We start from the raw sequence: 15,188 nt of genomic DNA on the forward strand, positions 1-15,188 counted from the left end.
GGGGGTCAGGAGCGGTCGGTCAGCTTCCGTAGCTCGGGCGGGAGTTCCTTCACGGTGTCGGCGACGACGAGACGGTACGCGTCGGTGTCCTCGGCCACCGCGATGGCGACCGCGGGGTCGACCCCCGGCAGGGCGAACGCGGTCATGAGGGCCGGGGCCCCTCCGTCGTCGCCGTCGCCGGGTGTGTCGTCGCAGGCCGGGCGGGTGGCGGCGCCGAGGGACTTCCCGACGGTGACGTCCGTCTCCTCTCGCCCGAGGTAGGTGCGGCTGTCGTACTCGACGACGTAGGCGCAGGACGCCTCGGGCCGCGCGTCGTCGCCCGGGGGCGTCGACGTGCAGCCCGCGGAGAGCGGGGCGAGGGCCGCCGCCAGCAGCGCCCAGGCGGGGCCGCGGCCCGTGCGCGGGAGTGACGCCTTCATCGGTACGCCTCCTTCTGGAGCCCGGGCTCCGGCTGGGTGATACGTGACGAAGACGTGCGGCGGCCCTGGTCGGTTCAGTGTCCGGGCGCTCCCTGGGCGACCAGCCGTCCGCCGCCCGCGCCGCCCTCCGGGCCCAGGTCGATCAGCCAGTCGGAGGCCCGGATGACGTCAAGGTTGTGCTCGATGGTGACGACCGAGTGCCCGGCGTCGACGAGGCGCTGGAGGACGTCGAGGAGGCGGGCGGTGTCGGCGGAGTGCAGGCCGGTCGTCGGTTCGTCGAGGAGGTACAGGGCGCGTCCGGTCGTCCGCCGGCCGAGTTCCTTGGCGAGTTTGAGGCGCTGGGCCTCGCCGCCGGAGAGGGTGGTGGCGGGCTGGCCGAGGGGGAGGTAGCCGAGGCCGACGTCCGCCATCCGCCGCAGGCGTGTGGCGACCTGCGGGACGTCCTTGAAGACGGTCAGGGCCTCGTCCACGGTCGCCTGGAGGACCTCGGCGATGTCCAGGCCCTCGTGGCGGACGGACAGCACCTCGGGCCGGAAGCGGCGGCCCTTGCAGCCCGGGCAGCGGACCTCCACCGCCGGGAGGAAGTGCATGCGGACGGTGAGGACGCCCGCGCCCTCGCAGCGTTCGCAGCGTCCGCCCGGGACGTTGAAGGAGAAGTGGCCCGCCGGCAGGCGGCCCTTGCTGCGCTCCGCGAAGACCTCCCGGATCGGGGTGAAGACGTCCGAGTAGGTCGCCGCGTTGGAGCGCGGGAGGCGGCTGATGGGCTCCTGGTCGATGAGGACGGCCTTGGACAGGTGCTCCCAGCCGTCGATGCCGTCGTGCTCGGCGGGCAGGTCCCCGGCCCGGTGGAAGTGCCGGCGGGCGGCCCGGCCGAGGATGTCCAGCAGCAGCGTCGACTTGCCGGAGCCGGACGGGCCCGTGACCGTCACCAGGCGGCGCAGCGGTATCCGTACCGTCAGGTCCTTGAGGTTGTGGGCGCGGGCCCCGCGGATGACGACGGCCGTGTCGCCGTCGCCGCGTGCGCGGGAGCGGGGCGTGGCGAGCCGGCCCGACAGGTACGCGCCGGTCACCGAGCCCTCGGTGCGGGCGACCTCCTCGGGCGTGCCCGTCGCGACGATCCGGCCGCCGTCGCGCCCGGCGCCCGGGCCGACGTCGACCACGTGGTCCGCGGCGCGCAGCACGTCCAGGTCGTGCTCGATGACGAGCACGGTGTTGCCGAGGTCGCGCAGGCGGCGCAGGACGTCGATCAGGCGGGCGGTGTCGGAGGGGTGCAGGCCGATGGTGGGCTCGTCGAGGACGTAGAGCACGCCGGTGAGTCCGGAGCCGAGCAGGGCGGCCAGCCGCAGGCGTTGCGTCTCCCCGGCGGAGAGGCTGGGGGTGGCCTGGCCGAGGGTGAGGTAGCCGACGCCGACGTCCACGAGGCGCCGGACCCGCTCCTCCAGGTCGGCGACGACCGGCTCCACGAGCAGCCACTCGTCCCCGGCGGACCGCTCGCGCAGACCGGCCAGCCAGCCATCGAGGTCGGTCAGCGGGAGCCGCGTCGCCTCCACGAGGGTGAGGCCGTGCACGGTCACCGCCCGGCTCTCCGGCCGCAGCCGGGTGCCGCCGCAGTCCGTGCAGGGCTGCTTCACCAGGCCCTGCTGTTCGGCACGTTCGCGGTAGTCGGGGTCGTCGGCTCGGTCGTTGTAGCGGCGCAGCAGTGCCGTCGCCACGCCCTCGAAGCGGCCCGCGGAGACGGTGGCCGGAGGGGCCGTGTCCGGGAAGTGCCGCCGGAACTCGGGGCTTTCGACGCCGTGCAGCAGCAAGTCCCGCTGCCTGGGGTCCAGGTCGTCGACCGGCTGGTCCGCGTCGAAGGGGAGACCGTAGTGGGCGGCCGCGGCGCGCAGCACGGGCAGGGCCCACCCGGTGTACTTCGCGTTCCAGCCCCGTACCGCACCGTCGGCGACGGACCGGGCGCCGTCGACCAGGCGCTGGACGTCGGGCCGGATCACCTCGCCGAGGCCGGTGCAGGACGGGCAGGCGCCGGCGGGCTTGTTGAAGGAGAAGGAGCCCATGACGAGTTCGGGCACGAGGGTGCCGCAGTGCGGGCAGGGCCGCTGCTCGGCCTCGGCGTCCTCGTCGGGTTCGGTGCCGTCGGCGTACGACGGCGGGATCTCCTGCCCGCAGCCCGGGCAGGGCCGTACCCCGATGCGCGACCACAGCAGGCGCAGGTACGTGAACACCTCGGTGACCGTGCCGACCGTGGAGCGCGGGCTGCGGTTGGTGTGGTGCTGGTCGACGCTGATGGACGGGGACAGGCCGGTGATCGAGTCGACGGCGGGCTTGCTGACGAGGCCGGTGACCATGCCCAGCGACTCCAGGTACTGCCGCTGGCCCTCCCGGTGGAGGGTGTCGAAGGCGAGGGTGGACTTGCCGGAGCCGGACAGGCCGGTCAGGACGACCAGCTTGTTCTTCGGGAGGGAGAGGGAGACGTTCCGCAGGTTGTTCAGGCGCGCACCGGTGACATGAATGCAGGAGTCCATTCCTTCAAGTCTTCCATTGAAGTACGATGTTGAGACTTGAGAGCTGTTGAGGCCGTTCCTCGGCCGCTTCTCCTGCCGTAACCTTCAAATCGATGAAGAAAGACGACCGCCGCCTGCGCCCCGTCGACCTGGCCCGCCTGGCCGGTGTCTCGACGCAGCAGATCCGCAACTACGAGGACGCCGGGGTGCTCCCGCCGGCCGCGCGGACCGCGTCCGGCTACCGCGCCTTCGGGGACGTGCACCGCCGGGCGCTGCTGGCGTACCGGACGATGCTGCGGGGGTACGGCCCGGTGACGGCGACACGGATCATGCGGACCCTGCACGGCGGGGACACCCCGGGCGCCCTCGCCCTGGTCGACGCCGCGCACGCGGCGCTGCACGAGGAGCGGGTGTCCCTGCGGGCGGCGAGCGAGGCGCTGGAACTCCTGGCACTGGAACCCCCGGCCCCGCTCCCCCGCTCCGGCGGCCTGCGCATCGGCGAGGTGGCCGCACTGCTGGGCGTCCGCACGTCCGCCCTACGCGTATGGGAGACCGCCGGGCTGCTCACCCCGTCCCGCGAGCGCGGCACGGGCTACCGGACCTACACCCCGGCCGACGTCCGCGACGCCCGCCTGGTCCACACCCTGCGCCGCAGCCACTACCTGTTCGACCAGATCAGACCGGTCCTGGAGGACCTGCGCCGGGAGGGCAGCACCGAGGCCCTCCGCACGGCGATCACGACCCGCGGCCAGTCCCTGACGACTCGGACCCGGGGGATGATCGAGGGGGCGGGGGCGCTGCACGCCTACCTCGCCGAGGCCTCGACGTAGCGGCGAAACCCCTGAGCCAAGGGCTCGAACCCGCACGCGGCGTAGAAGGAATGCACGTACGCGTCATCGGCCGCGAGCAACTGCACCTTGTAGCACCCGGCTTCCTCGCCCACCCGCACGGCGGCGTCCATCAAGCGCCGTCCCACGCCCTGCCGCCGGAAGGCACCGGCGACCACGACGTTCTCCACGAACAGGACGGACCGCCCACCTCGGGTGAGGTTCGGCATCACGACACAGTCCGCCGTACCGGCCACGACCCCCTCGACCTCGGCCACCAGAACGGTCCGCCCCTGCTGCGCCGCTATCCGCGCCCAGACGGCCTCCGCGGTCGCACGGGACAGCGGCGGATCGTCCGGGTTGAACTCGCCGAAGAGAACGAGCAACTGCGGAAGGTCCGCCTCGGTGGCCGGGCGGATTTCGATCATCATGGGCCGAGCGTAGAGGGGGCACCGCATGCGGCACCTCCCGATACGGTGAGGCGCTGCGACTGCTTGACGAGTCCCGAATGCCCCAGTTCACTCCGTAGGAGGGGGGCATATGTGGACCACTGTCGTAGCTGTCCTGGGGACGCTTCTCGGTGCGGTCGTCGCCGGTGTCATCCAGCACCGGACCGCTCGGACGGGGCGTGCCCAGGACCGGGCGGAGGCCCTGTGGCGCGATCGGTTGGACGCCATCACCGCGCTGGCCGCCTGCGCCACCGAGCACCGTCGCGTCCTGTACGCGCAGCAGGACGCGCAACTCCATGCCCTGCGGACGGACCCGGACCACCTGGCCGCGCTGAAGGAGGAGAGGTACGCCACCCGGTCGGCCACGACAGCTCAACTCGTCCGGCTGCACTTACTCATCCTCGACCCGGCCGTCCGGCAGGCAGCCGCCGACCTGGTCACCGCCACGTACAACCTCCGGGACCTGGCCGACGCCGACGACATCGAGGCCCACCGCCTGGCAGCCGTGGCCGCACATGACACTTTCGTGGACACCGCCGCGGACTACCTCGACTGCGCGCGAACCCTCTGACACCCCTTCACCTCTTGAGTCACAGAATCATCACGCCACGTTTTCAATCTCATGCACATGGCAAAAATTGCGCCACGTAAGGGTCATGGCCGGATCATGAGCTTGGGGTGGGGTTGTGAGCTTGAGGTGGGGGCGCCGCGCCGGCGGCGTGCACGGAAGACCGATACAGACCCTGGTTTCCGCTGTGACTGCGGCGGCGGTTCTGACTGCCCTGCCTGCTTGGGGGCCGGTTTCGCAGGCGGTGGCGGACGAGGCGCAGCCTTCGCTGTCGGAGGGACAGAAGGCGCTCGCCGAGGCCCGGGAGTCGGGCAAGCGGGTGGAGGTCACCGGGGAGCGGACGGAGCGCACGACAGTTTTCGCCAACCCTGACGGGTTCACGTTCACGTTGGAGGAGTCCGCGGTTCCGGTGCGGGTGCCCGCGCCCGGCGGGGGCTGGCAGGCGCCCGACGCCACCTTGCAGGTCCGCGCGGACGGGACGGTGGCGCCGAAGGCGGCGGCGGTGGAGATGGAGTTCTCCGGAGGCGGGGACACCGGGCCGCTGGTGAAGATCTCCGATCAGGGACGGTCTCTGCAACTGGGCTGGCCGGGCAAGCTCCCCAAGCCCGAACTGGACGGAAGCAGCGCCCTGTACCCCGAGGTGCTGCCGGGCGTCGACCTGAAGGTCAGCGCGTCGGTGGAGGGCTTCCGCCACGTGCTGGTGGTCAAGACACCCGAGGCGGCGGCCTCGAAGGACCTCCAGCAGATCGACTACGCCCTGAAGGCCACCGGCCTGGACATCCTCAAGGGCAAGGCGGGCAACCTCACCGCGGTCGACGACGACGGCAACCGCGTCTTCCGCGCTCCGCCGGCACAGATGTGGGACTCCTCCGGTGCGGCATCCCACGCCCGGCCCATGTCCCTGTCGAGCGCCACGGCCGCGGACGGCGAGGGCTCGGATCCGGCCCAGACCGGCGCGTCGTCGACGAACGGGGTCGAGCCTGCCGCGGGCGACACCGTCACCACCATGGACGTGAAGGTCTCCGGTACCGCGCTGACGGTGGTCCCGGACGCGGAGATGCTCACCAAGACGGAGCCGGCGGCGTTTCCGCTCTACATCGATCCGACAGTGACCTGGGGCGAGTCGGAGCGAACCCTCCTGCGCAGCGACGGCTACGAGTCCTACGGCTGGAGCAACGGCGAGGACGGCCTGGGCAAGGGCGTCGGCGAGTGCGGCACCTGGAACGGGTACTACTGCGGGCCTGGATATGTGCAGCGGCTGTACTTCGAGTTCTCGCCGGCGAGCCTGAAGGGCAAGCACGTTCTGGACGCCACCTTCCGGGTGACCGAGCCCTGGGCGTTCCAGTGCGACCCGCGCTGGGTGGACCTGGTACGCACGAACAACATCTCCTCGTCCACCACATGGTCCTCCCGGCCCACTCATCTGGATCTGATGGGCGACCGACACGTGTCAGCGGGCCGTGGCTCGATGTGCGACCCGGACTCGCCGGACGCGCCGATCGAGTTCAACGACAACCCGGAAGAGTCGGACGAGAACCTCACTCCGACCGTCCGGAGTTTCGCGGCGGGCAAGTTCTCCCGGCTCACACTGATGCTCAAGGCCAAGGACGAGACGGACACCGCGGCGTGGAAGCGGTTCAAGAACGACGCCGTGCTGGCCGTCGACTTCGTCGGCCTTCCGGCCAAACCGACCGGCATCGGCCTGGTGACCGGCTCGGGCACGGTGTGCGAGACGACCGAGTCGGACCCGGCCGTCGTCTCGGACCCGACACCGGCCCTGACGGCGACGGCACAGACCGCGTCGGGCGGTGAGAAGGACGCGCAGTTGCGGGTCTACTTCGACCTCGACCACAAGAACAGCGACAACACCTGGTCGGACACCACCGCGGGCAACGGCGACCTGAGCCCCTCCAGCGGGTACGTCGGGGACGGCGTGAAGCTGACGAAGTCCTGGTCGACGCTGACCGAGGGCAAGCTGTACCGGTACCGGGCCTGGGTCCGCTCGTACTACAACAGCGGCGGCAGCTTCCTGTCGGGACCGTCGAACGCCTCGACGACCGGCTGGTGCTACTTCAAGGTCGATCCGACCGCTCCCAAGGCTCCGAAGATCACCGTCGGCAGCCCCTACTCCGCGTGCACCGACACGGCCTGCGCGGCGGGCGGCGGTCCGGGCCAGAAGGGCACCTTCACCTTCGCCCCGGCCACCGGGGACTCCAACGTCGCCTACCAGTACAAGCTGTCCTCCGCGGACGCCTGGTCGACGCCCGTCAACGGATCCACCGTGTCGAGGGAGATCACGCCCGTGCGTTCCGGCACGTACAGCCTGTATGTGCGAGCGAAGGACTCGGTGGGCCGGTGGGGTGCCCAGAACGTGGTCGACTTCCTCGTCGCCGCAGGCGAGGGCCCGGTCGGACGCTGGCACTTCGACGAGACCAGCGGTACCGCGAAGGACTCCGCGACCGCCGACGGCAGCGACGACGCGACGCTGGGCGGCGGTGCCGTGCGTGACGACCGAGGGCGGCGCGGGCTGATCACGCACGACGCCGAGGGACAGCCCCTGACGGAGGCGATCACGGACAAGGGGCTGTCGCTGAACGGCAGCACCGCCTACGCGGAGACCAGCACGCCGGTTCTGGAGACCCGCTCCGCCTACACGGTGTCCGCCTGGGCGCGGCTGGATCAGGGCGGTAAGAACGCCTCCGTGCTCGCACAGCCCGGGGGGCAGGGCAACACGTTCGTGCTCTGGTACCTCGCCGATGCGAAGCAGTGGTTCTTCGGCGTCCTCAACCCGGACGGCTCCACCTTCCGAGGGAGGTACTCCGTCTACCCGGCCCAGACGGGGGTGTGGACCCACCTGGCCGGCAGCTACAACCCGGCCACGGAGGAGCTGATCTTCTACGTGGACGGCCGTCGGCAGAGCCAGCCCCTGGCCACCGGCGCGGGCTCCTGGGAATCGACCGGAGGGCTGCAGATCGGCCGTTACAAGTTCCCGAGCGGCAGCGCCACGTACCACTTCCCCGGCTCGATCGACGAAGTCGCCGTCTGGCAACGGATCCTGACCCACCAGGAGGTCGCGGACGAGACGCGACTGCTGGTCTCGGAGAAGTTCGCGGGGGCCGAGTTGGTGGCCGACTGGAACGCCGCTCGGGGAAGCGGAACGACCATCGCGGACACCACGTCCGGCTACGGCAGGAGTCTGACACTGGCCGGCGGCGCCGCCCTCAGCGGCGAGGCCGTCGTCCTGGACGGAGTGGACGACGCGGCCACGACCGCGGGCCCGTTGGTGTACGACCACGCCCCCTTCACCGTGTCCACGCTGGTCGCGCTGGACTCCGCGAAGTTGCTGAGCAAGGAGGTCGGATATACCGGCCAGGTCCTGGGCCAGCGCACGGAAGACGGCTCGGCCTGGGGCTTGTGGTACGAGCTGACCGGCAAGGACACCGTCCTGGACGAGGACACGCTGGAGGAGACCACGAGGCCCGTCGGCGTGTGGCACTTCGGTCGCCTGAACGCTGACGGCACCTTCTCATCGGTGGTCTCCGACGAAGTGGCGGCGCTGGACAGCCCGGTGCGGCTGACCGGGATCTACGACTCGGTGTCCGGCACGATCAGCCTCTATCTGGGCTACGGGCAGAACGGCGACGCGAAGGCGTTCACCGTCCAGTTGGGCACCGGGGACTTCGCCATCGGCAAGGGCTTCACCAACGGCACATGGAAGCACTACCTGCCGGCCCGCGTCTCCGAAGTCCGCCTGTGGGCGGGCGCGATGGCGAGCCCGGAGCAGATCGAAGTCCGCGTGGGCGACTGACCAGCACTGGAGTCGTGCGGCGCCGCGCGAGAGGCGGCGCCGCACCCGAGCGCCACAGCACACCCCTACTCGCCGACTTTCACGATGCCGGAAACAACGGCGCGGGAACGGACAATCATGACTTTTGGCATAGGCACATCACAGAATGTGCGGGTCAGGAGAAGACGGAGCGTCGGTACGGCCATCACGCTTCTGGCCCTGTCCCTCGTCGTCCCGACAGGACTGACGGCCCCGGTGGCCCAGGCCGCGGACAAGGGGCTGGGGCGCCCCGACGTCCCCGACCAGCGCGTGAGCAAGGTCAGGGAGATCGACGGTCCTGGAGCGAAGAGGGCCCGCGCGAAGGTCGCCAAGGGCAAGAAGGCCGACGCCGAGCGCGCCCGGCAGGCCCAGGCGGAGCAGAAGGTGACCTGGCCCGGCAAGGGCGACGCGCTCGTTGAACTGGGCACCGGGGAACGCACCCGGGCGAAGCCCGGCGGCCTCCCCATCAGCATGAGCCCGGCCACGGGCGACAGCGGTGCTGCACCCGGGGCCACGGCACGGGTCACCGTCCTCGACCAGAAGGCCGCGCGCAAGGCCGGCATCACGGGTGTGCTGCTGACCGCCGAGGCGGACGAGGCGGGGCGGGCCAGACTCAGCATCGACTACAGCGGGTTCGCGTCGGCGGTCGGGGGCGGCTGGGCCTCCCGGCTGCGTCTCGTACGCCTTCCCGCCTGCGTGCTGGACACGCCGGAGAAGGCCGCATGCCGGACCACCACCCCGCTCAGGTCGGACAACGACCTCGCCGGCCAGACCGTCACCGCCTCCGTCCCGCTGACCGAGCACAGGGACGGCCCGTCGACCCAGCTGGCCGGCGCCGCGTCCTCCGGGGCCACGGTGTTCGCCGTGACGGCGACCGACCCGGGAGCGGGTGAGTCCCCGTCGGGTGCCGGTGACTATTCGGCAACCGAGCTCTCGGAGTCCTCGTCCTGGGAGGCCGGGGACAACTCCGGCTCGTTCACCTGGAGTTACGACTTCAACATGCCGCCCGCGGCTGCCGGTCCGACGCCGGAGCTGTCGCTCTCCTACGACTCGGGCAGCGTCGACGGCCGCACCGCCACGACCAACAACCAGGGCAGCGCGGTCGGTGAGGGCTTCAGCCTGACCGAGTCCTACATCGAGCGGTCCTACGGCTCCTGCGACGACGACGGCCATGACGACGTCTTCGACCACTGCTGGAAGTACGACAACGCGCAGCTCGTGCTCAACGGCAAGTCGACCCGCCTGGTGAAGAAGTCGGGAGACTGGGACAGCACCTGGCGACTCGCGAACGACGACGCCTCCACGGTGACCCGCTCCACGGGAGCCGACAACGGAGACGGCAACGGCGAGTACTGGACGGTCATCACCGGTGACGGCACCAAGTACGTCTTCGGCCTGAACAAGCTCGACGGCGCCGCCGACCAGCGCACCAACTCCACCTGGACCGTGCCGGTCTTCGGCGACGACTCGGGCGAGCCCGGCTACGGCAACGGCGACTCCTTCGGCGAGCGGTCGGTGACGCAGGCATGGCGGTGGAACCTCGACTACGTCGAGGACACCCACGGCAACGCCTCCACGTACTGGTACGCCAAGGAGACCAACTACTACAAGAAGAACAAGGCCACCACGGCCAACACCGCCTACACGCGCGGCGGATACCTGAAGGAGATCAAGTACGGGCTGCGCAAGGGCGCGCTGTTCACCGACGACGCCGACGCCAAGGTCACCTTCAGCCACGCCGAGCGCTGCACCGCGTCGGACTGCTCGTCGCTGACCAAGGACACCGCCGAGAACTGGCCCGACGTACCCTTCGACGCGATCTGCACCGACGGCGACACCGACTGCCTGGCAACCGGCCCCTCGTTCTTCTCCCGCAAGCGCCTGACCGGCATCGACACCTTCTCCTGGAACGCCGCCACCAGCACCCCCGACCCGGTGGACTCCTGGGACTTCACGCAGGAATACCTGGACGGCGGAGACATCGGCGACACCTCCGACCACGTCCTGACCCTGAGGTCGGTGCTGCGAACCGCCAAGGCCGACGGCACCCCCATCGCCCTCAACCCGGTCTCCTTCACCTACCAGTGGCGGGAGAACCGGGTCGACGGCACCGACGACATCCTGCCCCTCACCCGGCCACGCATCTCCACGGTCACCTCGGAGACCGGCTCGATCACCACGGTGACCCTGTCCTCACCCGAGTGCGTGCGCAGTGAAGTGACCGGCGCGGCCGAGGACACCAACACCCGCTCCTGCTACCCGAGGTACTGGAACATCAACGGCTCCTCCGAGGCGTCGGTGGACTGGTTCCACAAGTACCGGGTCCAGGCCGTCGTCGTGTCCGACCCCGCGGGCCACAACGACGCCGTCGAGTACGCCTACGACTACAGCGGTGCCGCCTGGCACCACAGCGACGATCCCTTCACCCCGAAGACCGAGCGCACCTGGTCCGACTGGCGCGGCTACCGCCAGGTCACCGTCCACACCGGAGCGAAGGACACCACCCGCTCCAAGAGCGTCTCGCTCTACATGCAGGGCATGCACGGCGACAAGAAGAAGGACGGCACCACCCGCTCCGTCACGCTCGCCCCGCTGCCCTCCCCGTCGATCGGGGTCGCGAGCATCACTGACAGCGACCAGTACGCGGGCACGCGCCGCGAGCACGTCACCTACGACGGATCGACGCCGATCACCGTCGAGGTCACCGACCCGTGGTCGAAGGAGACGGGACGCCAGAGTGTGCCCGACGCCGCCGACCACGTGGCCCGCTACGTCCGTACGGCCAAGACCACCACGCACCAGTATCTGACGGCCACGCAGACCTGGCGTTCCCGTGCGATCACCACGACGCACGACGACTACGGCATGCCCGTCACCGTCGACGACTCCGGTGAGGCCGGCAAGGACGGCGACCAGACCTGCACCCGCACCTGGTACGCCCGCAACGACGCGGCCGGTATCAACGACCTGGTCTCCCGTACCCGGACGGTCGGCCGGTCCTGCTCGGTGGCCGACGCTAGCCTGAGCCTTCCGGCGACGTCGGAGACCCGTGGTGATGTCCTGTCCGACACCGCCACCGTCTACGACAGCACCTCTGCCACCACCTGGTCCGCTGCTCAGACACCGACCAAGGGGGCGGCCACCTGGACCGGCCGCGCCACCGGCTACGCCGCGACCGCGGGCCCGGACGGATTCCGTGCGGCCTCCGGCTGGCAGACGACCACGACCACCGGGTACGACACCCTCGGCCGCCCCGTCGACGTCACCGACGCCGACGGCAACACCACCAACACCGCCTACACCCCCGTCTCAGCGGGTCCGCTGACCAAGACGATCGTCACCAACCCCAAGGGCCACAAGGTCACCAGCTTCCTGGACCACAGGCACGGCCAGGCCCTGCGCGTGTATGACGCGAACCTGAAGAAGACCGAATCCACCTACGACGCCCTCGGCCGGCTGACCGCCGTCTGGCAGCCCAACCGCAACAAGGCCGCCGGCTACAGCGCGAACACCACCTTCAAGTACCGGATCAGCAGCACCGAACCGTCGTGGGTGTCCACCTCCACCCTGAAGAAGGACGGCGAGACGTACAACACGAGCTACGAGCTGTACGACTCGATGATGCGCCCGCTGCAAACCCAGGCCCCCACCCCGCTCGGCGGCCGGGTGCTCACCGACACCCGCTACGACACGCGCGGTCTGGCCTACGAGAAGTACGAGGACATCTTCGACAGCACCGCCACGCCGAACGGCACCTACACGCGGGAGGAGTACGGCGAGGCGCCCACCCAGACCGAGACGGTGTACGACGGCGCGGAGAGGCCCACCACCAGCACCCTGTACGTGTACGGGGTGAAGAAGTGGTCGACCACCACCAGCTACACCGGTGACTCCACGGCCACCACCGCCGTCCAGGGCGGCTCGGCGACCCGCACCGTCACCGACGCTCGTGACCGCACGGTGGAGACACGCGAGTACGCGGGAACCAGCCCGGCCGACCCGCAGTTCGGGGGCGGGGCGGGCACGGCCTCGTACACCTCCACCAAGTTCCGGTACACGCTGGACGACAAGCAGTCCCAGGTCACCGGCCCCGACGGCGTCAAGTGGACGTACGGCTACGACCTGTTCGGCCGCAAGACCACCGCCGACGACCCGGACAAGGGTCTGACCAGGATGGACTACGACAAGCTTGACCGACTGACCAGGAGCACCGACTCCCGCGGCAAGAGCATCCTCACCGGCTACGACGAACTCGGCCGCACGACCGGCACATGGACCGGCTCGAAGACCGACGCCAACCAGCTGACCGCCTTCACCTACGACACGGTCCTCAAGGGACTGCCGGATGCGAGCACCCGCTACGTCGGCGGCAGGACGGGCAAGGCGTACACCGAGACCGTCACCGCCTACGACAGCCTGTCCCGGCCCACCACCACCCGACTGACCCTCCCCGGCTCCGACCCACTCGCCGCGGCGGGCGCGGCCACGCTCCAGTTCGAGAGCACCTACAACATCGACGGCACCCTCCAGAGCTCCAAGGAGCCCGCGCTCGGCGGCCTGCCCTCGGAGATTGTCGACTACGGATACACCGGCACCGGCCAGATCACCTCCGTCGGTGGCAGCACCGGCTACCTCCTCGACGTCGCGTACTCCGCCCTCGGCCAGGCCCAGCAGCTCGTCCTCGGCACCGCGAACACCGAGGCGCACAAGAAGGCGTACGTCACCAACACCTGGGAGGAGGGCACCGGACGGCTCCTCGGCAGCCACGTCACGGACCAGACCCACCCGTACAAGCTGCAGAACCTCCTCTACTCCTACGACCACGCGGGCAACGTCACCTCCATCGCCGACACCAGCACCCTCGGCGGCACCGCCTCCGCGGAGACCCAGTGCTTCGCCTACGACGGCCACCGACGCCTGACCGAGGCATGGACACCCGCCTCACAGAAGTGCTCCGACACCCGCAACGCGAGCAGCCTGAGCGGCCGGGCCCCGTACTGGTCCGGCTACACCTACAACGACGCCGGCCAGCGCACAACGGAGACCAAGCACACCGCCACCGGCGACACCACCACGACCTACTGCTACGAGAAGGAAACCCAGCCACACGCCCTGACCGGCACCAGCACCAAGGCCGACTGCGCCGCACCCGAGCGGGCCTTCGCATTCGACAACTCCGGCAACACCACCAGCCGCCCCGACGGCACCGCCCCCCAGAGCCTCGTCTGGTCCGACGAGGGCAGGCTGGCGACCCTGACCGAGGACGGCAAGAAGACGGACTACCTGTACGGGGCCGACGGCACCCTCCTGATCCGTGCCACCGAGGGCGGAGAGCGTGTCCTGTACGCGGGGGCGACGGAACTGCATCTGCGGGCCGACGGCAGCACATGGGGCCAGCGCCACTACGACGCGGGCGGCCCGACGGTGGCCGTCCGATCCAACGAGAGCGGCAGCAACGAACTCAGCTACCTGGTCACGGACCCGCACGGCACGGCCACCCTGGCCATCGACGCCACTGACCAGACATTTTCCCGGCGCTATATGACCGCCTTCGGCGCACCGAGAGGCAGCGTCACCGGGTCGGCGTGGCCCGACGACAAGGGTTTCCTCGGCAAGACCACCGACACCGGCACCGGTCTCACCCACGTCGACGCCCGCCAGTACGATCCCGGGATCGGGCAGTTCCTCAGCGTCGACCCGCTCCTCCAGACAGGCGTGGGCCAGACCCTCAACGGCTACAGCTACGCCGTCCAGAACCCGGCGACCATCGCCGACCCCTCGGGCCTCGGCGTCCCCGAGTGCAACGAGCCGCAGAAGTACGGCATCACGTGCCGGGGCGGCATCCCGGTCAGCACCAGCAAGAAGAAGGCCTCCGGCAGCAGCGGTGAGGGCCCGGTCCGAGCCTGCCGCTGCGGAAAGCGCCCCCCGCTGGTCAAGGGCATGAAGCCGACCGGCCTCGGAGGCATCCCGGGCCGCCGCAACATCACCCTGCCCTCGACGCCGGCTCCGAAGGGCTGGCTGAAGACCACACCGCCCAACCCGGGGCCCCCGCCGCCCAACCCGGGGCCCGAGCCCAAGAAGGACGACGGTTTCTGGGGGAAGGTCAAGAACTGGACCGGCGAAACCTTCGGTACCTGGGACGGATGGAAGAACAGAGTGCTACCCGGACTGGCTTTCGGAGCCTGTCTGGTCGTTTCGGCAGGGCTGTGCACCCTGGCGGGCGGGGCTGTTGTCCTGGCGACCTTCACGGGTGATGGTCTGACGACAGGAAGCTGGAACTACGCTGCAGCCGGCAGGAGTATGGCGTGGACCTTGGCGGGAGGGGCTGTGGCAAGAGGGCTCGCGGGCAGTTGGCGGGGGTCGGCTTTCGTAAGCCGCACGCGAGTCAAGACTGTGTCCGAGATGGAGAACGTCACCATCTATGGATACCGAAAGACCGTTGACTGGGGCGCCACTCAAGCCAACATAAGCGTCAACACCGCAAATGCAGGAACATTCTGCGGGGCGGGGGCTGCGAGCCCAGGGGCCGCTGCGGGGTGGTGCTGAGGGTGCCCCTGATACTCTGAATCACTTGAATGGCCAGGAACGGGAGACAGTA

General features: G+C 70.1%; 7 protein-coding genes. 4 read left to right on the forward strand and 3 right to left on the reverse strand.

The genetic code is table 11. The features are described from left to right. Positions 1-5: 5 nt before the first annotated feature. Together ACSUPV_RS17020 and uvrA are read right to left on the reverse strand one after the other, a co-directional pair. Positions 6-419 carry a DUF6281 family protein gene (locus ACSUPV_RS17020; protein WP_436947768.1) on the reverse strand — a complete coding sequence of 138 codons (414 nt, stop codon included), beginning with the start codon at positions 417-419 and terminating at the stop codon, positions 6-8. Positions 420-493: 74 nt separating this feature from the next. Continuing rightward, positions 494-2,941 (reverse strand): excinuclease ABC subunit UvrA, encoded by a 2,448-nt coding sequence (uvrA, locus tag ACSUPV_RS17025; RefSeq protein ID WP_436947769.1) that lies wholly within the window; start codon positions 2,939-2,941, stop codon positions 494-496. A gap of 92 nt (positions 2,942-3,033) precedes the next feature. Between uvrA and ACSUPV_RS17030 the strand changes: the two genes are divergently transcribed. Continuing rightward, entirely contained in the window at positions 3,034-3,750 is a 717-nt protein-coding gene (locus ACSUPV_RS17030; protein WP_382614496.1) for a MerR family transcriptional regulator, read from the forward strand. On the opposite strand, the gene ACSUPV_RS17035 is transcribed toward ACSUPV_RS17030, so the two are convergent. Next, on the reverse strand, positions 3,726-4,178 hold the full coding sequence (locus tag ACSUPV_RS17035; protein WP_382614497.1) for a GNAT family N-acetyltransferase: 453 nt from the start codon (positions 4,176-4,178) through the stop codon (positions 3,726-3,728). The two genes, ACSUPV_RS17030 and ACSUPV_RS17035, sit on opposite strands and share 25 nt — an antisense overlap. Positions 4,179-4,287: 109 nt before the next feature. Between ACSUPV_RS17035 and ACSUPV_RS17040 the strand changes: the two genes are divergently transcribed. From ACSUPV_RS17040 to ACSUPV_RS17050, 3 genes are all read left to right on the forward strand, one after another. After that, the gene (locus ACSUPV_RS17040; RefSeq protein WP_382614498.1) at positions 4,288-4,767 is read left to right on the forward strand and encodes a pRL2-23; all 480 of its coding nucleotides are present in this window, start codon (positions 4,288-4,290) and stop codon (positions 4,765-4,767) included. Positions 4,768-5,008: 241 nt separating this feature from the next. Next, positions 5,009-8,572, forward strand: a complete 3,564-nt coding sequence (locus ACSUPV_RS17045; RefSeq protein ID WP_436947770.1) for a LamG-like jellyroll fold domain-containing protein — start codon at positions 5,009-5,011, stop codon at positions 8,570-8,572. A gap of 117 nt (positions 8,573-8,689) precedes the next feature. Beyond that, positions 8,690-15,136: an RHS repeat-associated core domain-containing protein gene (locus ACSUPV_RS17050; protein WP_436947771.1), complete on the forward strand. Its 6,447-nt coding sequence runs from the start codon at positions 8,690-8,692 to the stop codon at positions 15,134-15,136. Positions 15,137-15,188 lie beyond the last annotated feature (52 nt).

Origin of the sequence: Streptomyces sp. SudanB52_2052 (assembly GCF_964272415.1) — a bacterium.
GTDB lineage: Bacteria > Actinomycetota > Actinomycetes > Streptomycetales > Streptomycetaceae > Streptomyces > Streptomyces olindensis.